General features: G+C 60.1%; 23 protein-coding genes. 11 read left to right on the plus strand and 12 right to left on the minus strand.

The features are described 5' to 3' along the window. Positions 1–115: 115 nt before the first annotated feature. Positions 116–892 carry a ferredoxin--NADP reductase gene (locus CAF63_RS19025; protein WP_085687835.1) on the minus strand — a complete coding sequence of 259 codons (777 nt, stop codon included), beginning with the start codon at positions 890–892 and terminating at the stop codon, positions 116–118. A 317-nt stretch (positions 893–1,209) separates the two neighbouring features. Here CAF63_RS19025 and CAF63_RS19030 point away from each other — a divergent pair, with 317 nt between their 5' ends. Together CAF63_RS19030 and CAF63_RS19035 are read left to right on the plus strand one after the other, a co-directional pair. Next, positions 1,210–1,923, plus strand: coding sequence for a LuxR C-terminal-related transcriptional regulator (locus CAF63_RS19030; protein WP_085687837.1), 714 nt, complete (start codon positions 1,210–1,212; stop codon positions 1,921–1,923). Positions 1,924–2,086: 163 nt separating this feature from the next. After that, entirely contained in the window at positions 2,087–3,211 is a 1,125-nt protein-coding gene (locus CAF63_RS19035) for a class I SAM-dependent methyltransferase (RefSeq protein WP_085687839.1), read from the plus strand. A 69-nt stretch (positions 3,212–3,280) separates the two neighbouring features. Here CAF63_RS19035 and CAF63_RS19040 read toward each other — a convergent pair whose 3' ends face one another. From CAF63_RS19040 to CAF63_RS19050, 3 genes are read right to left on the minus strand one after another with little or no spacing between them, the layout of a single operon-like run. Beyond that, positions 3,281–3,448, minus strand: a complete 168-nt coding sequence (locus CAF63_RS19040) for a DUF2474 domain-containing protein (RefSeq protein WP_085687841.1) — start codon at positions 3,446–3,448, stop codon at positions 3,281–3,283. A 57-nt stretch (positions 3,449–3,505) separates the two neighbouring features. Beyond that, positions 3,506–4,513, minus strand: a complete 1,008-nt coding sequence (gene cydB, locus CAF63_RS19045) for a cytochrome d ubiquinol oxidase subunit II (protein ID WP_039771762.1) — start codon at positions 4,511–4,513, stop codon at positions 3,506–3,508. A gap of 3 nt (positions 4,514–4,516) precedes the next feature. After that, positions 4,517–5,953, minus strand: coding sequence for a cytochrome ubiquinol oxidase subunit I (locus CAF63_RS19050; RefSeq protein ID WP_085687843.1), 1,437 nt, complete (start codon positions 5,951–5,953; stop codon positions 4,517–4,519). A 400-nt stretch (positions 5,954–6,353) separates the two neighbouring features. Between CAF63_RS19050 and CAF63_RS19055 the strand changes: the two genes are divergently transcribed. The 3 genes from CAF63_RS19055 to CAF63_RS19065 all read left to right on the plus strand — a co-directional run bounded on the left by CAF63_RS19055 (position 6,354) and on the right by CAF63_RS19065 (position 8,280). Then, positions 6,354–7,592, plus strand: a complete 1,239-nt coding sequence (locus tag CAF63_RS19055; RefSeq protein WP_085687845.1) for an MFS transporter — start codon at positions 6,354–6,356, stop codon at positions 7,590–7,592. Between the two features lie 107 nt (positions 7,593–7,699). Beyond that, positions 7,700–7,978 (plus strand): type II toxin-antitoxin system RelE/ParE family toxin, encoded by a 279-nt coding sequence (locus CAF63_RS19060; RefSeq protein ID WP_085687847.1) that lies wholly within the window; start codon positions 7,700–7,702, stop codon positions 7,976–7,978. Between the two features lie 14 nt (positions 7,979–7,992). Continuing rightward, positions 7,993–8,280: a HigA family addiction module antitoxin gene (locus CAF63_RS19065; protein WP_045121630.1), complete on the plus strand. Its 288-nt coding sequence runs from the start codon at positions 7,993–7,995 to the stop codon at positions 8,278–8,280. A 5-nt stretch (positions 8,281–8,285) separates the two neighbouring features. Here the strand turns inward: CAF63_RS19065 and CAF63_RS19070 are convergent, their stop codons facing one another. Then, positions 8,286–8,837: a DJ-1 family glyoxalase III gene (locus tag CAF63_RS19070; RefSeq protein ID WP_085688083.1), complete on the minus strand. Its 552-nt coding sequence runs from the start codon at positions 8,835–8,837 to the stop codon at positions 8,286–8,288. 67 nt (positions 8,838–8,904) lie between these two features. Further along, on the minus strand, positions 8,905–9,354 hold the full coding sequence (locus CAF63_RS19075) for a DUF4879 domain-containing protein (RefSeq protein WP_085687849.1): 450 nt from the start codon (positions 9,352–9,354) through the stop codon (positions 8,905–8,907). A gap of 220 nt (positions 9,355–9,574) precedes the next feature. Between CAF63_RS19075 and CAF63_RS19080 the strand changes: the two genes are divergently transcribed. Together CAF63_RS19080 and trmA are read left to right on the plus strand one after the other, a co-directional pair. Continuing rightward, on the plus strand, positions 9,575–10,870 hold the full coding sequence (locus tag CAF63_RS19080; protein WP_064599583.1) for an NCS2 family permease: 1,296 nt from the start codon (positions 9,575–9,577) through the stop codon (positions 10,868–10,870). After that, complete coding sequence (gene trmA, locus CAF63_RS19085) at positions 10,867–11,946, plus strand: tRNA (uridine(54)-C5)-methyltransferase TrmA (RefSeq protein WP_085687851.1); 1,080 nt, start codon at positions 10,867–10,869, stop codon at positions 11,944–11,946. The genes CAF63_RS19080 and trmA overlap by 4 nt, the downstream gene beginning before the upstream one ends. A 55-nt stretch (positions 11,947–12,001) precedes the next feature. Here the strand turns inward: trmA and CAF63_RS19090 are convergent, their stop codons facing one another. Further along, entirely contained in the window at positions 12,002–12,448 is a 447-nt protein-coding gene (locus CAF63_RS19090) for a hypothetical protein (protein ID WP_085687853.1), read from the minus strand. Further along, positions 12,445–12,873 carry a DUF4160 domain-containing protein gene (locus CAF63_RS19095; protein WP_085687855.1) on the minus strand — a complete coding sequence of 143 codons (429 nt, stop codon included), beginning with the start codon at positions 12,871–12,873 and terminating at the stop codon, positions 12,445–12,447. The genes CAF63_RS19090 and CAF63_RS19095 overlap by 4 nt, the downstream gene beginning before the upstream one ends. Positions 12,874–13,076: 203 nt before the next feature. Here CAF63_RS19095 and CAF63_RS19100 point away from each other — a divergent pair, with 203 nt between their 5' ends. The 3 genes from CAF63_RS19100 (at position 13,077) to CAF63_RS19110 (ending at position 15,429) form a co-directional block, all read left to right on the plus strand. Continuing rightward, the gene (locus CAF63_RS19100) at positions 13,077–13,988 is read left to right on the plus strand and encodes a LysR family transcriptional regulator (RefSeq protein ID WP_085687857.1); all 912 of its coding nucleotides are present in this window, start codon (positions 13,077–13,079) and stop codon (positions 13,986–13,988) included. A 140-nt stretch (positions 13,989–14,128) separates the two neighbouring features. Continuing rightward, positions 14,129–14,569, plus strand: coding sequence for a type II 3-dehydroquinate dehydratase (gene aroQ / locus CAF63_RS19105; RefSeq protein WP_011336043.1), 441 nt, complete (start codon positions 14,129–14,131; stop codon positions 14,567–14,569). A gap of 5 nt (positions 14,570–14,574) precedes the next feature. Further along, a complete protein-coding gene (locus tag CAF63_RS19110) occupies positions 14,575–15,429 on the plus strand; it encodes a shikimate dehydrogenase (RefSeq protein ID WP_085687859.1) in 855 nt (284 codons plus the stop codon). Between the two features lie 117 nt (positions 15,430–15,546). Here CAF63_RS19110 and CAF63_RS19115 read toward each other — a convergent pair whose 3' ends face one another. Both CAF63_RS19115 and quiC read right to left on the minus strand, forming a co-directional pair. Next, a complete protein-coding gene (locus CAF63_RS19115; RefSeq protein ID WP_007958797.1) occupies positions 15,547–16,224 on the minus strand; it encodes a TetR/AcrR family transcriptional regulator in 678 nt (225 codons plus the stop codon). 102 nt (positions 16,225–16,326) lie between these two features. Further along, positions 16,327–18,228, minus strand: a complete 1,902-nt coding sequence (gene quiC, locus CAF63_RS19120; RefSeq protein WP_085687861.1) for a 3-dehydroshikimate dehydratase QuiC — start codon at positions 18,226–18,228, stop codon at positions 16,327–16,329. A 273-nt stretch (positions 18,229–18,501) separates the two neighbouring features. Here quiC and CAF63_RS19125 point away from each other — a divergent pair, with 273 nt between their 5' ends. After that, entirely contained in the window at positions 18,502–19,839 is a 1,338-nt protein-coding gene (locus tag CAF63_RS19125) for an MFS transporter (protein ID WP_085687864.1), read from the plus strand. A gap of 109 nt (positions 19,840–19,948) precedes the next feature. Here the strand turns inward: CAF63_RS19125 and CAF63_RS19130 are convergent, their stop codons facing one another. Continuing rightward, positions 19,949–20,827, minus strand: a complete 879-nt coding sequence (locus CAF63_RS19130) for a DMT family transporter (RefSeq protein WP_085687866.1) — start codon at positions 20,825–20,827, stop codon at positions 19,949–19,951. A 66-nt stretch (positions 20,828–20,893) separates the two neighbouring features. Continuing rightward, complete coding sequence (locus CAF63_RS19135) at positions 20,894–21,709, minus strand: sugar phosphate isomerase/epimerase (protein WP_085687868.1); 816 nt, start codon at positions 21,707–21,709, stop codon at positions 20,894–20,896. Between the last annotated feature and the right edge of the window lies 1 nt (position 21,710).

Here is a 21,710-nt window from a genome sequence, read left to right on the forward strand (position 1 = left end):
CTCCTTGTATGTAGGCCATAACGAAAAATGCTCCGTATCTTTCGATACGGAGCATTTTCTTAAAGGGCCGGACAGATTGCTAGGTTTTCACACAGTCTGTGAGGGCGCCGTTTTCTTACCAGTAGTTTTCCACCGCCACCTGTCCCGGCCGCCGGGTCAGGCTCAACGCCATACCGCGCTGTTTGAGCAACGCCCGGGTGTCATCGATCATTTGTGGATTGCCGCAGAGCATGACCCGCGACCACAGTGGGTCCAGTTCGACCCCTGCTGCCCTTTCCAGCTCGCCAGTTTCGATCAGGGTAGTGATTCGCCCGCTGAGGGCTCCGGGATACGCCTCCCGCGTTACCACCGGAATGAACTGGAACTTGTGGGCAAATTCAGCCAGATAATCACGTTGCGTCAGCTCGGCAATCAGCTGTTGATAAGCCAGTTCCCGACCCTCCCGCGCGCTGTAGACCAAAATGATCCGCTCGAATTTTTCCCAGACCTCAAAGTCCTGCAGGATCGACAAAAAAGGCGCCACACCGGTACCTGTGGATAACAGCCAGAGATCCCGCCCGTCCACAAAACGGTCCAGGGTCAAATAGCCAAATGCCTGACGTTCCACCAGCAAGGTATCGCCCACCCTCAGTCGACTCAATTCACTGGTGAATTCGCCTCCGGGAACCACGATCGAGAAAAACTCCAGAAACTCGTCGAACGGTGAGGAAACCATTGAGTAGGCACGCCACACCGTTCTGCCGTCGGGTCTGTTCACCCCAAGCCTGGCAAACTGCCCGGCACGAAAGCGAAAACCGGCGTCGCGCGTCGTACGCAACGTGAACAAGCTGGGGGTCAAGGGTCGCACGTCGAGCAAGGTCTGAGACGTGAACTTTTCTGCGCTGGCGGTCATGAGGCACTCCTTTCAACAGGCTACCAGTGTCGCGCAAAGTTGTACGCTTAAAAACCCACAGTAAATGATGGCATTTAGCAACTTCTGTATTGGTTAGTCATTTTCATCCGTGCTGGTTGATTATTAACTGCCCCGTACACTCTTTAGTATTGCAGGCCACATACAACCTATTCACTGGCTAATTGCCTTATATACAAATCCTCGGCACTTCAAGAGCAAAATAATCAGAGCGGAAGGTAGGAATTCTCCTACACTCGTCGAGGTGCTGGACTTGGATCCAAAAAGCACCCCCCTTGGAATTTCGCGGAGCACTCATCATGGAACAGTGGATAGCCTCCCAGATAAAGCAACTAACCCGCGCGACTTGCATTGAATCTGCCTACCCGATTCTCGCAAATTTTTCGAGAAACATAGGGTTTCGTTTTTGTGCCGTTTCGATAACCTCAACCCAGCGAAGTCCGCCAATTAAACCCTTTAATATCAATAACTACCCAGCACATTTCAAACAGCTGGATTTAGAAAACAATTTCAATGAAACGAACCCGATAGAATCACATTGCAATCATTCAATGCTACCTATTATCTGGTGCCAAGAGATGTTCCTCAAAGCACCACAGCTATGGCAAGCACTTGAGGATCACGGACTCCAACATGGCTGGTCTCAGTCGTTCCATCATGAAGAAAGCGGTTTGTGCAGCGTTATCAGCCTGGTCAGACCGAATTGCCCAATCAGTCCCCTGGAACTTTACGAACACTTTGGCTACATGTTCTACATCGCCAGCCATCTGAGCGACCTCTTTGCTCGCACACTCCCCGCCCGACCGCCCGGGCTACAACAGCCACGGTTATCCCAAAGGGAATTAGAAGTCTTGAAGTTATGTGCTTCCGGCAAAACTGCCTGGGAGGCCGGCAGGGTCCTCAATATCGCCGAACGCACTGTCAGCTACCACATCAGTAAAATCATGGCGAAGTTGAATGTTTGCAACAAGATTTCTGCAGTCAGAGTCGCCACCCAGGCAGGACTGATCTAGCCGGTAGCTCCGAAAACAGACAAGTATTGCAGTCGAAAAAAAAGTACCATTTGCGACCTTCCTGAGTGATGACGCGATATCTCGCGACGTTGTCCACTCGGTCGGTTCCGCCGCACGATACCTGGGCCGCGGGATATCCGTCGTTTACCCAGAGTCCCGCACCATGCCTTTGCTCGATACGCCCTTCGCCCAGCTTGATCTGATTCGCCAGCCCGAACAGCAGAACGAACCGCTGCAAGCCTTCGACGCGGCCGACGAATACCTGCTCAATCATCTGGCCGAACAGAATCTGCCGGCGGTTACCCGAGTATTGGTGCTCAACGACAGTTTCGGCGCGCTGGCCATCAGCCTCACGGGCAAGGTGCAAGTCAGCACCAGCGGTGATTCGTTCCTGGCGTTTCAGGGGCTGGAAAAAAACCTGCTGCGTAATGGCCAGGCGTTTGATGCTCTTCGCGGTATTCCTGCCAGCGAGCCGTTGGTCGGGCCGTTCGACCAGGTGCTGATCCGCGTCCCGAAAACCCTGGCACTGCTGGAAGAACAACTGATTCGCCTCCAAGGGCAATTGGCACCTGGCGCACAGGTGGTGGCCGCAGCGATGGTCAAGCATTTGCCCCGCGCAGCCGGTGATCTGCTGGAACGCTATATCGGTCCGGTTCAGGCATCGCTGGCGGTGAAGAAGGCACGCTTGCTGATCGCCACGCCCGAAGCCAAGGGACCCGCCGTCTCGCCCTACCCGACCCGTTATCGCCTCGACGAGCCGGCCATCGAACTGCTCAACCACGCCAACGTGTTCTGCCGCGAAGGGCTCGATATCGGCACCCGCGCCTTCCTTCCGCACCTGCCGAAAAACCTCGGCTCGGCACGAGTCGCAGACCTCGGCTGCGGCAACGGCGTATTGGCCATCGCCAGCGCCCTGCAAAACCCCGACGCGCATTACACACTGGTGGACGAATCGTTCATGGCTGTGCAATCGGCGGCCGAGAACTGGCGCGCAGCGTTGGGTGAACGTGAGGTGATCGTGCGCGCCGGCGACGGTCTGGCCGGCCAGGAAGCGCAATCGCTGGACGTGGTGCTGTGCAACCCGCCGTTTCACCAGCAACAGGTGGTTGGCGACTTCCTCGCCTGGCGCATGTTCCAGCAGGCTCGCGAAGCGCTGGTGGTCGGTGGCGCGCTGTACATCGTTGGTAACCGTCACCTGGGTTATCACAGCAAGCTGGCGCGATTGTTCCGGGGTGTCGAGCAAGTCGCGGCTACGCCGAAGTTCGTGATCCTCAAGGCCCGTAAATAATCCGGGCAAAAAAAACCCTCCGGTCGGAGGGTCAAAAATCCGTGCCGCAAGGCAGCGGGATGGGAAGTCTCAGTGCGTGGTCAGACCTGCGGCGTTCATGAACATGCGCATCAGGCTGGCGACGATGAACAATGTACCGACGCTGCCGACCCAGATCATGGCCAACCAGCCGAGCCGCTGCCACAGCGGCTTTTTTTCGGCTTGTTCAATGTCGTGCAGGGAATGTTTGCCGGTCATGCTTGCATCCTCCGATTGAGGGAGATGGCGCCGCGGTCGGCGCCATCGTGATCACCATTAGTGATAACCGTCTTCGTGGGTGACCTTGCCGCGGAACACGTAGTAGCTCCAGAAGGTGTACCCCAGGATGAACGGGATGATGAATAGCGTACCCACCAACATGAAGCCCTGGCTTTGCGGCGGCGCGGCGGCGTCCCAGATCGAGATCGACGGCGGCACGATGTTCGGCCACAGGCTGATGCCCAGACCGCTGTAGCCGAGGAAGATCAGCACCAGGGTCAGCAGGAACGGCATGTAGTTGGCGTTTCGCGCCACCGCACGGATCAATGCGTACAGCGTCACCAACACCAGAATCGGCACCGGCAGGAACCAGAACAGATTGGGCAGGCTGAACCAGCGCTCGGCGATTTCCGGGTGAGAGAGCGGCGTCCACAGGCTGACGATGCCGATCACCGCCAGCAGCACGAAGGCCAACGGGCGCGCCAGGTCATGCATCTGCTCCTGAAGCTTGCCTTCGGTCTTCATGATCAGCCAGGTGCAACCGAGCAGCGCATACGCCACAACAAGCGCGGCGCCGCAGAACAGCGTGAACGGCGTCAGCCAGTCCAGTGAACCGCCGGCATATTGCCGGTTGACCACGGGCAAGCCGTCGATGAACGCGCCAAGCGCCACGCCCTGGAAGAACGTCGCCGCCACCGAACCACCGATGAACGCCTTGTCCCACAGGTGACGCTTGTCATCCTTGGCCTTGAAGCGGAACTCGAACGCCACGCCACGGAAGATCAGCCCGATCAGCATGAAGATCAATGGCAAGTACAGCGCCGACAGCACCACCGAATAGGCCAGCGGGAATGCGCCGAACAACGCAGCGCCCCCCAGTACCAGCCAGGTTTCATTGCCGTCCCACACAGGGGCGACGGTGTTCATCATGACGTCGCGGTCGGTCTTGCCGGGGATGAACGGGAAGAGAATCCCGATCCCCAGGTCGAAACCGTCCATGACCACGTACATCATGATGCCGAAGATGATGATCACGGCCCAGATCAGCGGAAGATCAATACCCATGACTCAAATCTCCTTGGTCAGGCTGCGGTCGTGTTCGGCGCCATCGTCGTCGGCAGCGGACAACGGACGGGCCGGCGTACGTTTCTGGCCAGGACCACCGTCGTTGGTTTCCTTGCCTTCGTCGGTCTTCGGCCCTTTGCGCACCAGGCGCATCATGTAGCCCAGCCCCGCACCGAACAGCGCGAAATACACCACCACGAACATGATCAGCGTGATGCTCATCTGCATGAAACTGTGGTTGGACGACGCATCCGCCGTGCGCATCAGCCCGTAGACCACCCACGGCTGACGACCGATTTCAGTGGTGAACCAGCCCGCCAGGATCGCGATCAGGCCGGACGGCCCCATCCACAGCGCCAAGTACAGGAACGGCCGCGAGGTGTAGAGCGAGTCACGCTTGCGCAGCCACAAACTCCACAGACCGGTGAAGATCATCAGGAAGCCGAGACCGACCATGATCCGGAACGACCAGAACACGATGGTCGAGTTCGGCCGGTCTTCTGGCGGGAACTCCTTGAGCGCAGGGACTTGCTTGTCCAGCGAGTGGGTCAGGATCAGGCTGCCGAGGTATGGAATCTCGACAGCAAACTTGGTCTTTTCTTCCTTCATGTCCGGCCAGCCGAACAGGATCAGCGGTGTCGCTTCGTCGCCGACGTTTTCCCAGTGACCCTCGATCGCGGCGATCTTCGCCGGTTGGTGTTCAAGGGTATTGAGGCCATGGAAGTCGCCGATGACTGCCTGGATCGGCGCAACGATCAATGCCATCCACATCGCCATCGACAGCATGGTGCGGATCGCCGGGTTATCCTTGCCGCGCAACAGGTGCCAGGCCGCCGACGAGCCGACGAAGAAGGCCGTTGCGACGAACGCGGCAGTCGCCATGTGCATCAGGCGATACGGGAACGAAGGGTTGAAAACGATTGCCAGCCAGTCGGTTGGAATGACCTGCCCGTTGACGATCTCGAAGCCCTGCGGGGTCTGCATCCAGCTGTTGGAGGCGAGAATCCAGAAGGTTGAAATCAGCGTGCCGATGGCCACCATCACCGTGGAGAAAAAGTGCAGGCCGCGCCCGACCTTGTTCCAGCCGAACAGCATCACGCCGAGGAAACCGGCCTCGAGGAAGAACGCCGTGAGCACTTCATACGTCAGCAACGGCCCGGTAACGGAACCGGCGAAGTCCGAGAAGCGGCTCCAGTTGGTGCCGAACTGGTAGGCCATGACCAGGCCCGAGACCACGCCCATGCCGAAGTTGACGGCAAAGATCTTCGACCAGAAATGGTAGAGGTCACGGTAGGTGTCATTGCCGGTTTTCAGCCACAGGCCTTCCAGCACCGCGAGGTAGCTCGCAAGACCGATGGTGATCGCCGGGAACAGGATGTGGAACGAGATGGTGAACGCGAACTGAATTCGGGCGAGATCCAGGGCCTCTAAACCGAACATAAGCTTTCCTCTATCAGATAACGGTTCCAGGACTGGCGGCCTTGAACCACTGCCCCCACGGGTATGGAGTGCGGCGAACTCGAATTCGTTCTTCTTTTTACAGGCATCGCGACGCAGGGAGTCTGCCGACGGGTCCGGGATCAGTTCCGCGATGGGTCTTGATCTGGATCAATCAACGTTGAAAGAGTAGTCCCATTTCCGACGGAGAACCGCGTGGTCTTTTGCCGCGTGACAAGTTGCCTCACAGGCCTGGCAACGCTCTGAAATACATCCGTGGCCGGTGCTCGCGCCACGACGGGGAAAAATCGATGTCTGGCTAACTAAATTTTCTGTCATAGCAACTTCCTGTTACAGACTGGTGATAATCTCGCGATTCCCCTCGATCAAGACCGGCCCGCAAATGCCCAGCCAAGAGCCCTTGCTGTTACGTCACCACCGTCCCTTTCTTGCTTTCTGGTTTGCCCGAATCTTCACCGCCAGCGGTTTTCAAATGCTCACCGTGGCGATCGGCTGGAATCTCTATCAACTGACCGGCAACGTGCTCGATCTGGGTCTGGTCGGGCTGGTGGAGTTCGCGCCGCGGGTGCTGTTCATGCTGCACACCGGCCACGTTGCCGATCGCTACGACCGGCGCAGGGTCGCGGCGATCTGCCAGTCGTTGCAGGCCTTGATCGCCCTGGCACTGGCCATCGGCAGCGCCACTGACCATGTCACCCGGGAAATGATCTTTATCCTGGCGTTCCTGCTGGGTGCCGCGCGCTCGTTCGAAATGCCGACCACCCAGGCGCTGCTGCCGAGTATCGTGCCCAGCGCGCTGTTCCCACGGGCGGTTGCCGCTGCGCAATCGGCGCAGCAATCGGCCACCATCGTCGCCCCGGCGCTCGGCGGCCTGCTCTATGCCTTCGGCAGCGTGTGGGTCTATGGCCCGACCGTCGTTCTGTACGTCATCGCTTGCACGCTGATGCTCAACCTGCCCGCGCGGCAAACACCTCTGAACAAAGGCAAGGCGACACTGGATTCGTTGCTGGCGGGGATTCGCTTCATTCGCAGCCGCCCGGACATTCTCGGGGCGATTTCGCTGGACCTGTTCGCGGTGCTGCTCGGCGGCGCCACGGCACTGTTGCCGGTGTTCGCCAAGGACATTCTGCTGACCGGGCCGTGGGGATTGGGGTTGCTGCGCTCCGCGCCGGCGGTCGGGGCGTTGGGGATGTCGCTGTTTCTGGCGCGGTTTGCCGTTGAGCGAAACGTCGGTCGGGTGATGTTCACGGCCGTCGGCGTATTCGGTGTCGCCACCATCGCGTTCGGTCTGTCGACTTCGTTCTGGTTCTCGTTGGCGGTGCTGGTGGTGCTCGGCGCGGCGGACATGATCAGCATGGTGATCCGCGCCTCGTTCGTGCAACTGGAAACCCCGGATGAAATGCGCGGCCGGGTCAGCGCGGTGAACGGCCTGTTCATCGGCGCCTCGAACCAACTGGGCGAATTCGAATCCGGCCTTACCGCCCACTGGTTCGGCACCGTGCCAGCAGTGGTGATGGGCGGGATTGGTACGCTGGTGGTGACCGGGACCTGGATCAAACTGTTCCCGACCCTGGCCAACCGCGACCGGATGCATGTGCCGGTGGAAGAAGTTAAGGCCTAGCTACGCCGCTGCCACCTGCGCAGCCACCTCGCCAAGCACAATCAACTCGAAAAGATGCGGTACATAGATACCGCATTGAGTGTAATGTATCGCCTTACACTCGCCGCATGATCAAATCCTTTCAGCACAAAGGCCTTCGCGGCTTCTATGAAACCGGTTCGACTCGCGGGATTCGTGCCGATCACGCTAAACGGCTGTCGCGCATGCTGCAGTTCATGGATCGGGCGGCTGTTCCGGGTGATCTGGATCTTCCCGGTTGGCGTCTGCATCCACTGAAAGGGGAGCTTTGCGAGTACTGGTCACTCAGTGTGTCCGGGAACTGGCGGGTTATCTTTCGATTTGCAGGTTCGGATATCGACCTGATCGACTATCTGGATTACCACTGACAGGAGGCAGGCTCATGCCCATGCACAACCCGCCACACCCCGGTGAAACACTGCTGATGGACGTATTGCCGGAACTTGGCATCAGTGTTACCGAATTGGCTCGGCATCTGGGATTCGCTCGTCCTCATCTATCTCGCGTCTTGCACGGACATGCGCCGATCAGCCCGGATCTGGCCGTAAGACTGGAGCGCGCGGGGATTGGCAAGGCTCGAATGTGGCTAGGTGTTCAAACCGATTACGACCTTTGGCAAGCAGAACATCGTGAGCAGCCAGCCATTCAACCAATCGCTGCCCACGCCTGACCTTCTCAGGCCAATAACTCCCCCGCCATCTTCGCTCTGACGGCCTTGCCCGCCAGTTGCTCAACTAGCGTCAACGCAAATGCCAGTGCTGCGCCGGAACCCTGGGCAGTGATGCAATTGCCGTCGACCACCACTGGTTGATCGACAAACGTGCAACCGGACAATTGATGGCTGGTTGTGGGCAGGCAGGTCATCCGGCGTTGACGTAATACACCGAAGCTTTGCAGCGCGACCGCCGGGGATTCGGCGACCGCGGCGAACAGGCGTCCAGCGCTGGCCTGATCCTTTAGCAGTTGTTGAAGAGGCTGGTGCGCGGCCAGGTGTTGCGCGCCGACAGCGCCACCGGGCAGGACGATCAGATCAAAAGTCTGGGCCAGCACATCAATGAGCATGCCGTCGGCGGTCAGTCGCGTGCCTCGGGCACAAGTCAGCATGCGCCGGCCTTCGATGCTAGCCGCCACCACTTCGACGCCGGCGCGACGCAGCACGTCGATCAGGGTCACGCATTGCAGATCATCGATGCCCTCGGCGAGGGTAATCAGGGCTCTAAAGGTCATGGGCACCATCCGCTGGGAGATCTTTAAAGCGTAGTCAGCTTTGCCCTGCCCCGTTCGGCGACAGCCGTTACTTGATGTAAAGCTGGGTCGACATCGTGTTGCGCGGGGCGTTGATCGATGTGTTGCTGAAGGTAAAGGTGCCTTCCTGACGAGTCGCCAGATCGAAGGTGTACAGCGAACCGACGGTTTTCGCGCCTGGCGTGCATTCGGTCAGGTTGCCGTTATCGAAGGCACAGACCGGACTCCGGGTGCCGTTCACTTCAAAGCCGTCCAGTGCAGCCTGAGGCTGGCTCTGGCCGTAACCGATTTCCAGCACATAGACCTTGATGCCCGGCGCGCTGTGATCGCAACGGGTCTGCACCTGGCCATCGGTAATGTCTTCGAGCCCGCAGGACGACGACTGAACCTTGATGACTTTCACCTCGCTCAATGGCGGTGCCGACGCCGCGAGTGCCGCCGGTACACCGGCCAGCAGCAAGGCCATCAATCCAGCGCTCTTCATCCAACCCTTGTTCATGCGATCCATCCCCGAAAAAACAGCGCGCAGTATGGCGTACTTGGCCGTGGTGCAAAACTTCGCCGACGATCGACACCAACATCCGCCATCTTCCTCACGCTGCTGGTATGATGCGCGGCTTTTTCCGGCCCACCACAATTTTCCAGGCGCTTGCGACGGTCTGTGCTTTGCTGTTGAGGTCGATACATTCACGGCGCCACGCGCGCCACGGGGAGCAGACATGCTGGAAAGGCTGTTTCAACTCAAGGCACACAACACCAACGTGCGGACCGAGATTCTGGCGGGCGTCACGACCTTCCTGGCCATGGCCTACATTCTGTTCGTCAACCCGAGCATCCTCGGCGAGACCGGCATGGACAAAGGCGCGGTGTTCGTCGCCACGTGTCTGGCAGCCGCCATCGGCTCCACGGTCATGGGCCTGATCGCCAACTACCCGATCGCCCTCGCACCGGGCATGGGCCTGAACGCCTTCTTTACCTACACCGTCGTGCTGCACATGGGCCACACCTGGCAAGTGGCGCTGGGCGCGGTGTTCATTTCGGCCGTGTGCTTCTTCCTGCTGTCGATCTTCCGCATCCGTGAATGGATCATCAACAGCATCCCGCTGCCACTGCGCTCGGCGATTGCCGCCGGTATCGGCCTGTTCCTGGCGCTGATCGCCCTGCACAACGCCGGTATCGTGGTCAGCAACCCGGCGACCATGGTCGGCCTCGGTGACCTGAAGCAACCGGCGCCGATCCTCGCCACCCTCGGTTTCGCCCTGATCGTTGCCCTTGAAGCCCTGAAAGTGCGCGGCGCGGTGCTGATCGGCATTCTGGCGGTGACCATCGTCTCGATCGTGATGGGCTTCACCCCGTTCGGCGGCGTGACGTCGATGCCGCCTTCGCTGGCCCCGACCTTCCTGCAACTGGACATCAAGGGCGCGCTGGACATCGGTCTGGTCAGCGTGATCTTCGCTTTCCTGTTCGTCGACCTGTTCGATAACTCCGGCACCCTGATCGGCGTCGCCAAGCGCGCCGGCCTGATGGGCAAGGATGGCCACATGCCGAAAATGGGCCGTGCGCTGATCGCTGACAGCACCGCGGCAATGGCCGGCTCGCTGCTGGGCACCTCGACCACCACCAGCTACATCGAATCCGCCGCTGGCGTGAGTGCCGGCGGCCGCACCGGCCTGACCGCCATCGTTGTCGCGATCCTGTTCCTGCTGGCGCTGTTCTTCTCGCCACTGGCTGCCAGCGTACCGGCGTTCGCCACCGCGCCGGCGCTGCTGTTCGTCGCCGTGCTGATGACTTCGGGCCTGGCGGAAATAGACTGGGAAGACATCACCGTCGCCGCGCCGGTCGTGGTCACCGCCCTGGCGATGCCTTTCACCTATTCCATCGCCAACGGCATCGCCTTCGGCTTCATCGCCTGGACTGCGATCAAACTGCTATCCGGCCGCGCCCGCGAGCTGAACCCGGCGCTGGTGATCCTGTCGATTCTGTTCGTGATCAAGCTGGGTTGGTTCAACGCATGACTTTTGATTCCCAGGCTTACGCCGCACAACTCGAAGACAAGGTCACGCGCCTGCGTGACCTGCTGGCCCCGTTCGATGCACCGGAACCAGCGGTGTTCGACTCGCCGTTGCAGAACTTCCGCCTGCGCGCCGAATTCCGCCTGTGGCGCGAGGGCGGTGAGCGGCATTACGCGATGTTTTCCCAGGACGACAAGCGCACGCCGATCCTGATCGAAGAATTCCCGATCGCCAGCCTGCGCATCAACCAGTTGATGCCGCAATTGAAGGCTGCCTGGCAGGCCAGCGCGGCGCTGAGCCACAAGCTGTTCCAGGTGGAGTTTCTGACCACCCTGGCCGGCGACGCGATGATCACCCTGTGCTATCACCGCCCGCTGGACGAGCACTGGCATACAGCGGCCACCAAACTGGCGGCTGATCTGGGCGTCAGCATCATCGGCCGTTCCAAGGGCAAGCGCGAAGTACTCGGCCTCGACTACGTGGTCGAAAAGCTCGACGTCGGCGGTCGCACGTTCAGCTATCGCCAGCCGGAAGGCGCGTTCACCCAACCGAACGGCACCGTGAACCAGAAGATGCTCAATTGGGCATACGAAGCACTGGGTGATCGCGGCGACGATCTGCTGGAGCTGTACTGCGGCAACGGCAACTTCACCCTGCCACTGGCAACCCGCGTGCGCAAAGTGCTGGCCACGGAAATCAGCAAGACGTCGGTTAATGCGGCGTTGAGCAACCTGGCCGAAAACGCTGTGGATAACGTCACCCTGGTTCGTCTATCCGCCGAAGAGCTGACCGAAGCCCTGAACGAAGTTCGCCCGTTCCGTCGCCTGCACGGCATCGACCTGAAGAGCTACGAGTTCGGCAGCGTGTTCGTCGACCCGCCACGGGCCGGCATGGACCCGGACACCTGCGAACTGACCCGGCGCTTCGACAACATCCTGTACATCTCCTGCAACCCGGAAACACTGGCGGCCAACATCGCTCAACTGCACGACACGCACCGCATCACCCGCTGCGCGCTGTTCGACCAGTTCCCGTGGACTCACCACATGGAATCCGGCGTGCTGCTGACCCGACGTTGATCGCAGGTGCCAGAAACAAGAAAGCCGTCCTCATCGACGGCTTTTTTGTGCCTGTTCATGGCACGGGATCGATCTTGCGCGGGCGCCCGCCCTTCTTGCCGTTGACCCGTGCAGCTTCAGCTTTCGCAGTGCTGCTCTGGCGGCCATTGCGCGAAGCGATCACCGAGGCAGCCATGGCCATCAGTGGCTGACTGGCGGAGATCATGCCGGCGATGGAAACCTGCAGATCCCTGCCTTCATGGCAAAGGGCAGTGCCGGCAAAGCCGACGTGCAATCCGGTGAAGTCCTCCGGTTCAAAATCATCGAATTCGCGGTAGAGATTCACTGGGAGTAATACGCCGCTGTCGTCCTCGAAGTGAATCACCAGGCACGGTTTCTGAAAGGCCACCGACACGGCTTGCAGGCTGCTGTGTCGGCGCAGCCCCCCGCGATCGACAGCTTCATCGAGACGCTTTTCCGTAACCGGTCGATCAGCATGCAAGCCGGCCTTTACTGTTTTCATAGTTCGATCTCCACACCTTCCTGAGCACCGACCAGGGCCAACAGGGTTTTGTTTTCTTCTGGTTCGTAATACGCCGACCCGATCCTGAAGGTCTCACCGGTCACTTCACGCATGACGGCCACTTCGTTCGAGTCACCGTCCCACCATTGGTTATCGAGACACGCCGTCTGCAAACGAGTCCACCAGATTCGGCGAGCCCTCCGCAGATGATTTGTTTCACGGAGCGACTGGCGTAGCCCCTCAAGCACCGCAATCGGTGGTCGACGCGACAGGGGCACCACATCCCATAACTCCACGCCGTTGTGCCAGAAGCTGAATTTGAAGCGGGCACTCCATGCACCTGAATCAACGTGCGCATGGGGCGGACAATGTTCGTCTCGCAGCATGATCACCACCGACAATCCCTTGTAACTGCACACTTTCATGCTAACCCATCCGTTAGGTTAAAAGTTTCGAAAACTGCCATTCCCTGACAATTCCGACCATCGGCATTGCTGCCTCAAATGGTCATTACGTTTTCGAGCCTAGTGCGGGATTCAGGAAAGCCCCGCGCAAAATGGTAAGCAGTTCTTTCGCAGAGGCCGCGCATTTGCTACATACGAAGACTCATTCCCCGGTGTAATCAATCATGCATCGACACTTCGACGATCTTCAGCTGGGCAGCATCGAGTTGTTTTGCCTGGCCGCCGAGTGCGGCAGTTTCACCGGTGCTGCGCAGGCGGCTTCGGTGACGCCGGCAGCGGTGAGCCGCTCGGTATCACGCATGGAAGAACGCTTGGGCGTGCGGCTGTTTGCACGCACCACCCGCAGCGTGAAACTGACCGACAGCGGCCGGCGCTACTACGAAGAATGCAGCCAGGCGCTGGCGCAACTGGTCGAGGCACAACGGGAAGTCATGGGGCAGCAGCAGGAACCGTCCGGCACCCTGCGTATCAGTATTCCTACGACCTACGCCCATCATCGGATCCTGCCGCTGTTGCCAGCCTTTCGTGCGCGATTCCCGCAGGTGAAGGTCGACATGCACATCAGCAATCGCAACATCGACTTCGTCGGCGAGGGTTACGACATGGCGATCCGCGTGCGGGCGATTCCCGATTCCGGCCTGATCGCCCGCCACCTGGAAGACGCGGCGCTGGTGATGGTCGCCAGCCCCGATTACCTGAAACGCGCCGGCACGCCGCAGACCCTCGAAGACCTCGAACAGCACGAGTGCATCCAGTACGAATTGCCCAGCAGTGGGCGGCGGATCACCTGGCTGTTTTATGACGAGGATGTGCCACGGGAGATCCTCGCCGAGGGCAACTTCTGCTGCTCCGATGACGTGCTTGGCGGCGTGACCCTGGCCAGGCACGGCGCCGGGTTGTTCCAGACCTATCGCTTCATTGTCGAAAAAGAACTGGCCGCCGGCTCGTTGATAGAAGTGCTCAAACCCTACAGCGGACGCTCGCGGCCGTTCACGCTGCTGTACCCGCAGAATCGCCACATGCCGCTGCGCGTCAGGGCTTTCATCGATTTTCTGGTCGAGCAGTTGCCGCACTGAATTGCACCAGTGTGCGATCACCGCACACAAAACCGGGCTGTCGATGCAGAGCAATTGATTAAAGTAACCATCTAGTACAATTTAACTCCACAGGTCGAAACCTCGGCCCAAGCCAAAAACAATAAGTGGAGTTTGCCCCCATGCCCCCTATCGTTCTGGTGCTCAACGGCCCGAACCTGAACCTGCTCGGCACCCGTGAACCGGCGACCTACGGTCACGAAACCCTGGCCGACATCTCAGCCCTGTGCGGGCGAGCCGCCGAAGAGTTCGGCCTGGCCGTGGAGTTTCGCCAGACCAATCACGAAGGCGAATTGCTCGACTGGATTCACGGCGCCCGCCAGCGCTGCGCCGGTATCGTAATCAACCCGGCCGCCTGGACTCACACTTCGGTCGCGATCCGCGACGCGCTGGTCGCCAGCGAATTGCCGGTGATTGAAGTGCACCTGTCCAACGTTCACGCCCGCGAGCCGTTCCGTCATCACTCGTTCGTCTCGGCGATCGCCACGGCCGTGATGTGCGGCTTCGGCAGCCACGGTTATCGCCTGGCTCTGGAACATTTCAGCCAACGGCTGAAGGGGTGATCCGCATGAATCGCAACAACGTGATACTCGCCGGGCTGATCGGCGCCGGCATCCAGGCCTCCCGCACCCCGGCACTGCATGAACACGAAGGCGACGAACAAGGCCTGCGTTACCTGTACCGCTTGATCGATCTCGATCAACTGCAACTGGACAGCAACGCCCTGCCCGATCTGCTGCTGGCCGCCGAGCGGATGAACTACACCGGGCTGAACATCACCTTCCCTTGCAAGCAGGCAATCATCCCGCTACTCGATGAATTGTCTCCGGAAGCCCGAGGCATCGGCGCCGTGAACACGGTGGTGCTGAAGGACGGCAAACGTGTCGGCCACAACACCGATTGCCTGGGTTTCGCCGAAGGTTTTCGTCGCGGCCTGCCAGACGTCGCCCGCGAACGTGTAGTCCAGATGGGCGCCGGTGGCGCAGGCGCCGCAGTGGCCCACGCCTTGTTGAGCGAAGGCGTACAACAACTGAGCATTTTTGATGTGGACGTCGAGCGTGCCGAAAGTCTGGCCAACAACCTCAACCAGCATTTCGGCGCTGGCCGGGCGGTTGCCGGGCATGATCTGGCGAGCACGTTGAGTCAGGCGAATGGCCTGGTAAACACCACGCCGATGGGCATGGCCAAATTACCCGGCATGCCCGTGCCAGCGGCGCTGCTGCGACCCGAGTTGTGGGTAGCGGAGATCGTGTATTTCCCGCTGGAAACCGAACTGCTGCGCAACGCCCGCGCCTTGGGTTGCCGAACCCTGGATGGCGGCAACATGGCGGTGTTTCAGGCGGTGAAGGCGTTTGAGCTGTTCAGCGGCAAAGTGCCGGATGCGCAGCGAATGCTCGCGCATTTTCAAAGCATGAAAGGCTGAATCGCACCTCTGCTCCCTGTGGGAGCGAGCTTGCTCGCGAACGCTTACCGTCAGCCAATAAATGTGCTGTCTGACACACCGCTTTCGCGAGCAAGCTCGCTCCCACAAAGGGCGCCGTCACGCCTGCAAGTAACGCAGCACCGATTCGCAAATCATCTCGCGATGACGCTGTTTGATGCTTTCGTCCGGCAGATCGATCTGAAAGATCTCACCGAACGTGTGGCGGTTCGACACGCGATAGAAGCAGAACGAACTGATCAACAGATGCACGTCCAGCGCGTCGAGCCCGGCGCGGAACACCCCTTCTTCAGCACCGCGACGCAGAATCTCACCCAGGGAATCGAGGATGGTGTTGTTCATCGCCTTGATCGCGTCGGAACGCTTCACGTACTCGGCGTTGTGGATGTTTTCGATGCTGACGATCCGCACGAAATCGACGTTGCGATCGTGGTGGTCGAAGGTGAATTCCACCAGACGCCGGATCGCTTCCACCGGCGGCAGTTCGGCCAGGTGCAGGCGGTTTTCGGTACTGCGGATATCACCGTAGAGCTTCTCCAGCACCTCGACATACAACTGCTCCTTGCTGCCGAAGTAGTAATAGATCATGCGCTTGGAGGTGTGAATGCGCTCGGCGATCGCGTCCACGCGAGCACCGGACAGACCCTGCTGGACGAACTCGACGATCGCCTCCTGCAGGATATTCTCGCGGGTCTTTTCCGGGTTGTTCTTGCGACTTTTGCGCGGCTCTACCGCGGGTAGAACGGGGGCTGCGGAAAGTTCTGAAGTCATCGTCATTGCGGGCTCACGGCCATCACTGCACAGGCTGGCGATTATGGGCCGCGCGGCACAGTGAAGGAAGCCGCGCGACCCGGGTTTAATCCCGCGTTTACGAATTTCCTACAACTTCGCCTGGCGAACTGCGCCACTGCGTGATTTGGCCATCGCCGCCAACCGCACCGCAACGTTGGCCGCGCCGTAACCGGCATAACCGTTCTTGCGCTGGATGATCTCGAAGAAGAAACGCCCTTCGAACGGCTCGGTATAGACGTGAAACAACTCGCCACCCTGAGCGTCGCGGTCATACAGCACGTTGTAGTACGCCAGCTCGCTGAGGAATTCGTCATCAAAATCGAAACGCGCCGCCAGGTCGTCGTAATAGTTCAGCGGGATGTCCAGCAACGGCACGCCCGCCTCTTTCGCCCGGCTGACTTCGGCGAAGATATCGTCGCAATCGAAGGCAATGTGATGCACCCCGGAGCCGCGATAACTCGACAGCGCGTGGGAGATCGCGGTGTTGCGGTTCTCGGAAATGTTCAGCGGCAAGCGGATCGAACTGTCGCGGCTACGTAGCGCTCGGCTCTTCACCAGCCCGTACGGATCCGGCAGTACCACTTCATCGTCGGCCTCGAAATCCAGCAGGCTCTTGTAGAACAGCACCCAGCTGTCGAGGCTGTCCGCCGGCAGCGCCATGGCCATGTGGTCGATGCGCTTGAGGCCGCCGCGCGCCACTGCATCCGGCAGCAGGTTGAAGTCGGTGCCGTAGACATCCGCCTCCTGATCCACCAGATAAATCAGGCTGCCGTCCGGCGCACGCACCGCCGCCAGTTCCAGCTCGTTGGGGCCGACCAGTCCGCGATATGGCTGACCTTTATAGGCGACAGCGCGGGCCAGCGCACTGGCGCTGTCCTTGACCCGCACGGCGGTGGCGCACAGCGACGGGCCGTGAGCCTCGAAAAAGCTGTGGCCGAACGAATAGGGTTCGGAGTTGAGAATCAGGTTGATATCGCCCTGACGCAACAGGCTGACGCTCTTGGAGCGATGCTGGCCGGCCTTGACGAAACCCAGCCGTTCCAGCCAATTCGACAGCTTGGCGCCCAGGCTTTCATCCACGGCGAACTCAAGAAACTCGATGCCGTTGTATTCGCTGGCCTTCGGCGTTTCGAAGAGGATTTCGCGGTTATCCATAGGCCGGATTTCCTGCTCCAGACGCTGGCGGGTTTTCTCCTCCAGGTACAGCAGCGAACGCAGACCGTCGGCCGCATTGGCCCGAGGCGGCGCGGCGCGGAAGCCGTCGTTGAAGATTTCCAGCGACAGCGGCCCGGTGTAGCCGCTCTGGATGATCGGCGCGAGAAAGCCCGGCAGATCGAATTCGCCCTGCCCCGGGAAGCAGCGGAAATGCCGGCTCCACTCCAGTACGTCCATCGCCAGGATCGGCGCGTCGGCCATTTGCACGAAGAAAATCTTGTCGCCGGGAATCTCGGCAATCGCCCGTGGATCGCCCTTGAGCGACAGTGTGTGGAAGCTGTCGAGCAACACGCCGAGGCTTGGGTGATCGGCCTGACGCACGATGTCCCAGACCTGTTGATAAGTATTGACGTGACGGCCCCAGGCCAGCGCTTCATAACCGATGCGCAAACCACGAGCGCCGGCGCGCTCGGCCAGCAGACGCAGGTCGTCGATGAGGATCTGTTGATCGCCGATACTGTCGGGGGAGGCATTGCTGCAGACCAGCACCAGGTCGGTGCCCAGTTCCTGCATCAGGTCGAACTTACGCTCTGCCCGCTCCAGGTTACGGTCCAGACGATCACGGCGGCAGCCTTCGAAATCGCGGAACGGCTGGAACAGCGTGATGGCGATCCCGAGGTCGGCGCACATCTGCCGGATTTCCCGGGGGCTGCCGTCGTAATACAGAAGATCGTTCTCGAAAATCTCCACCCCGTCGAACCCGGCGGCGGCAATGGCTTCGAGTTTTTCCGGCAGGGTTCCGCTCAAGGAGACGGTGGCAATGGATCGCTGCATGTTTCAACTCCCGGTGGAGACGTCGGCTACGGAAATTGCGCCGCTTTTATAGAGTGAGCGAATTATTGGTCCCGGTTTTTCATTGAGCAATTTAAACTGTACTACCCGGTTAGTTTTGCGTGCGATTATCGAACACAATGCCGGTTTGGCGAATTGACGATTTTTCGCCCACTGCCCAACATCCGTCTCACCTTGAGTCCGGAACTGAACCACCGGTCGCAGCGTGCACAACAAAAGCACACCAAATAACAAATCCAAAAACGGGTGGAACACATGATTCCTTCACAGACTTCCCGCATGGCTCCGGCCATGAGCACTGCCACGGGTGGCATCGGCGACAAGATCCGCGGCGCCATGGCCGTCGGCAAGACCCGTTGGGGCATGCTGGCGCTGGTGTTTTTCGCCACCACCCTGAACTACATCGACCGCGCCGCCCTCGGCGTCATGCAGCCGATCCTCGCCAAGGAAATGAGCTGGACGGCGATGGACTACGCCAACATCAACTTCTGGTTTCAGGTCGGCTACGCGATCGGCTTCGTGCTGCAAGGACGGCTGATCGACCGGGTCGGCGTCAAACGCGTGTTCTTCTGCGCGGTGCTGCTCTGGAGCCTGGCCACCGGCGCCCATGGTCTGGCGACCTCGGCGGTGGGCTTCATGGTCTGCCGGTTCATCCTCGGCCTGACCGAAGCGGCCAACTACCCGGCCTGCGTGAAGACCACGCGCCTGTGGTTCCCGGCCGGCGAGCGCGCCGTGGCCACCGGCATCTTCAACGCTGGCACCAACGTCGGCGCGATGTTCACCCCGATGCTGCTGCCGCTGATCCTTCACGTGTGGGGCTGGCAGGCCGCGTTCCTGTGCATGTCGGCACTGGGCGGGATCTGGCTGCTGTTCTGGGGCCTGAAGTATTTCAACCCGGAAGATCACCCGAGCGTGAAGCAGTCGGAGCTGGACTACATTCAGAAAGAAGTCGAACCGGAACAGGCCCGCGTACCGTTCTCGCGAATCCTGCGCATGCGCGGCACCTGGGCCTTCGCCCTCGCCTACGCGCTGACCGCGCCGGTGTTCTGGTTCTACCTGTACTGGCTGCCGCCGTTTCTCAATCAGCAATACAACCTGGGCATCAACGTCACCCAGATGGGCATTCCGCTGATCATCATTTACGTCACTGCTGACTTCGGCAGCGTGGGCGGCGGGATTCTGTCTTCGTTCCTGATCGGTCGCGGCATGAACTCGATCAAGGCGCGGCTGCTGTCGATGTTCCTGTTCGCCTGCTGCATCATCGGCGTGGTGATGGCTGCCGGATCCGCCAACCTGTGGATCGCCGTCGCCGCCATCTCCCTGGCCATCGGCGCGCATCAGGCCTGGACTGCCAACATCTGGAGCCTGGTGATGGACTACACGCCCAAGCACATGATGAGCACGGTCTTCGGTTTCGGCGGCATGTGCGCGGCGATCGGCGGGATGTTCATGACCCAGATCGTCGGCCACATCCTGACCGTCACCAACAACAACTACACCGTGTTGTTCACCCTGATCCCGGCGATGTACTTCATTGCCCTGACCTGGATGTACTTCGTGGCACCGCGCAAGATTCCTACCGTTACCGAGTAACCTGCCCTTCCTTGTGGGAGCGAGCTTGCTCGCGAAGGCGGACTGACATTCAGCACTGACGTTGAATGACACACCGCCTTCGTGAGCAAGCTCACTCCCACAAAGCCTTTCAGCGCCGGCTCTGCTGCCACGCTGCCGCCAGTCCGCTGCAACAGATCACCGCAATCCCGATCACCGTCATCAGGGTCGGCGTGTGCGCAAACAGCAACCAGCCCAACAACCCTGCGAACACGATCTGGCAATAACCGAACGGCGCCAGTAACGCCGGCGCAGCATGGCGGAACGCCTGGGTCAGAAATAGGTGCGCGGTCATTCCGCAACTGCCCAGCGCCAGCATCAACAACGCATGCCCCAGGCTCGGCACCTGCCAGAAGAACGGCACCAGCGCACTCATCACCAGCGTGTTGCACAACCCGGCGAAAAAGTTGCTCGTGGTCGGGCTGTCGACTTCCGAGAGTTTGCGGGTGAGCAACTGATAGAAGCAGAAAAACAGCGCCGAGCAGAACGGCAACAGAATCGCCGGGGTGAACAAATCACCGCCCGGATGGACGATGATCAGCACCCCGATGAATCCGCACACCACCGCGATCCACTGACCGCCCGTCACCCGCTCCTTGAGCAGCGGCACCGACAGCGCCGTCACCAGCACCGGCGCAAGAAAGTTGACTGCCGTGGCCTCGGCCAGCGGGATGTACAGCAACGCCGTGGTGAAAAACAGGCTGGTGCCCAACAGGCACAACGCCCGCGCCAACTGCCATAACGGGCGTTTGGTGCGCAGCACACGCAGCCCGGACTGCGGCAGGAAAATTCCCGCCATCAGCAGCGTGTGCACCAGATACCGCGCCCACACCACCATGACGATCGGATAAAAACCCGAAAGGTATTTCGACAGCGCGTCGTGGCTGGAGAACAGGAAGGTTGCCACGACAATCAGCAAGATCCCCTTGAAGGGTTGGTTGACGCCGGAAAGCGGAGTGCTGACGGTCATTGGCTCTCTCTGAATGAAAAATAAACGGTGACGAGGACGCGTGCGCCCCCGCCCCTTGAAGCAGACTTAAAGCCGGGCCAACAATTCCCGTGTCCGGTCGATCGCCATTTGCGCTCGCTGCAATCCACTCACGCCTTGCTCCAGCAATTTGACCGTGGGAATTTCCAGACTCAGGGGAAGGTTAGCCGGAAGACTGCGCAACAAGCCGATCAAGTCACAATCGCCCTCGCCGGGAAACCGTCGTTCATTGCGGGCCTGACGCAAGATCTCGGCCATTTCCGTCGGCCTCGGCCCGGCAACATCGCACAACTGTGCGTAGCGCAGCCGCGAGGCCGGCACACCGTCCAGATCTTCCAACCGCGATCCGGAACGGTCGAAGTGAAACGCATCGACCAGCACCGCCCCGTTTTCGCGCCCGGCGTTGTCGACGACGCGCAACGCCTGTTCGAGATTGCGCGCATCGGTCCAGGGCATGAACTCCAGATGCGGATGCAAACCGTAGGCCGCCGCCAGATCGCAGAGTGCCGCAAAATTATCGGTGAGCCGCTGTTCGTCGGGATCATTACCGGCGACCAACAATTCTCTGGCGCCGAACTCTGCGCCGACGCTAAGCAGCTTCTCGAAATCCGCGACCACCGTCTGCGGTTTCAAGCGCAGGATTTCCACGTCGAGCACGCCGATTCCGGTGTCACGCAAACGCGCCAGTGTCTGACGCCGTAAACCGCCATCGGCTACCAACGGAAAGTGATATTCCTCGGGCGTCGCCGGCTCCAGACGCAGGCCGACATGGCTGTAACCGGCACGGGCCGCGACCTCGACCATGTCAGGTGGCGACAACTCCAGCACGGTCAGGCTGGCCAGGGACAGAATTCGTTCGCTCATG

The organism is Pseudomonas sp. B20(2017), assembly GCF_002113125.1.
Lineage (GTDB): Bacteria > Pseudomonadota > Gammaproteobacteria > Pseudomonadales > Pseudomonadaceae > Aquipseudomonas.

What these genes read in the sequence shown, in the direction of transcription:
- CAF63_RS19030 (WP_085687837.1), top strand. Translation starts at nt 1,210, where the DNA reads ATGGAACAGTGGATAGCCTCCCAGATAAAGCAACTAACCCGCGCGACT.
- CAF63_RS19110 (WP_085687859.1), top strand. Translation starts at nt 14,575, where the DNA reads ATGAATCGCAACAACGTGATACTCGCCGGGCTGATCGGCGCCGGCATC.
- quiC (WP_085687861.1), bottom strand. Translation starts at nt 18,228, where the DNA reads ATGCAGCGATCCATTGCCACCGTCTCCTTGAGCGGAACCCTGCCGGAA.
- CAF63_RS19040 (WP_085687841.1), bottom strand. Translation starts at nt 3,448, where the DNA reads ATGACCGGCAAACATTCCCTGCACGACATTGAACAAGCCGAAAAAAAG.
- cydB (WP_039771762.1), bottom strand. Translation starts at nt 4,513, where the DNA reads ATGGGTATTGATCTTCCGCTGATCTGGGCCGTGATCATCATCTTCGGC.
- CAF63_RS19050 (WP_085687843.1), bottom strand. Translation starts at nt 5,953, where the DNA reads ATGTTCGGTTTAGAGGCCCTGGATCTCGCCCGAATTCAGTTCGCGTTC.
- CAF63_RS19080 (WP_064599583.1), top strand. Translation starts at nt 9,575, where the DNA reads ATGCTGGAAAGGCTGTTTCAACTCAAGGCACACAACACCAACGTGCGG.
- CAF63_RS19035 (WP_085687839.1), top strand. Translation starts at nt 2,087, where the DNA reads ATGCCTTTGCTCGATACGCCCTTCGCCCAGCTTGATCTGATTCGCCAG.
- CAF63_RS19125 (WP_085687864.1), top strand. Translation starts at nt 18,502, where the DNA reads ATGATTCCTTCACAGACTTCCCGCATGGCTCCGGCCATGAGCACTGCC.
- CAF63_RS19070 (WP_085688083.1), bottom strand. Translation starts at nt 8,837, where the DNA reads ATGACCTTTAGAGCCCTGATTACCCTCGCCGAGGGCATCGATGATCTG.
- CAF63_RS19130 (WP_085687866.1), bottom strand. Translation starts at nt 20,827, where the DNA reads ATGACCGTCAGCACTCCGCTTTCCGGCGTCAACCAACCCTTCAAGGGG.
- CAF63_RS19060 (WP_085687847.1), top strand. Translation starts at nt 7,700, where the DNA reads ATGATCAAATCCTTTCAGCACAAAGGCCTTCGCGGCTTCTATGAAACC.
- CAF63_RS19100 (WP_085687857.1), top strand. Translation starts at nt 13,077, where the DNA reads ATGCATCGACACTTCGACGATCTTCAGCTGGGCAGCATCGAGTTGTTT.
- CAF63_RS19055 (WP_085687845.1), top strand. Translation starts at nt 6,354, where the DNA reads ATGCCCAGCCAAGAGCCCTTGCTGTTACGTCACCACCGTCCCTTTCTT.
- CAF63_RS19095 (WP_085687855.1), bottom strand. Translation starts at nt 12,873, where the DNA reads ATGAAAGTGTGCAGTTACAAGGGATTGTCGGTGGTGATCATGCTGCGA.
- CAF63_RS19075 (WP_085687849.1), bottom strand. Translation starts at nt 9,354, where the DNA reads ATGAACAAGGGTTGGATGAAGAGCGCTGGATTGATGGCCTTGCTGCTG.
- CAF63_RS19115 (WP_007958797.1), bottom strand. Translation starts at nt 16,224, where the DNA reads ATGACGATGACTTCAGAACTTTCCGCAGCCCCCGTTCTACCCGCGGTA.
- CAF63_RS19065 (WP_045121630.1), top strand. Translation starts at nt 7,993, where the DNA reads ATGCCCATGCACAACCCGCCACACCCCGGTGAAACACTGCTGATGGAC.
- CAF63_RS19135 (WP_085687868.1), bottom strand. Translation starts at nt 21,709, where the DNA reads ATGAGCGAACGAATTCTGTCCCTGGCCAGCCTGACCGTGCTGGAGTTG.
- CAF63_RS19025 (WP_085687835.1), bottom strand. Translation starts at nt 892, where the DNA reads ATGACCGCCAGCGCAGAAAAGTTCACGTCTCAGACCTTGCTCGACGTG.
- trmA (WP_085687851.1), top strand. Translation starts at nt 10,867, where the DNA reads ATGACTTTTGATTCCCAGGCTTACGCCGCACAACTCGAAGACAAGGTC.
- CAF63_RS19090 (WP_085687853.1), bottom strand. Translation starts at nt 12,448, where the DNA reads ATGAAAACAGTAAAGGCCGGCTTGCATGCTGATCGACCGGTTACGGAA.
- aroQ (WP_011336043.1), top strand. Translation starts at nt 14,129, where the DNA reads ATGCCCCCTATCGTTCTGGTGCTCAACGGCCCGAACCTGAACCTGCTC.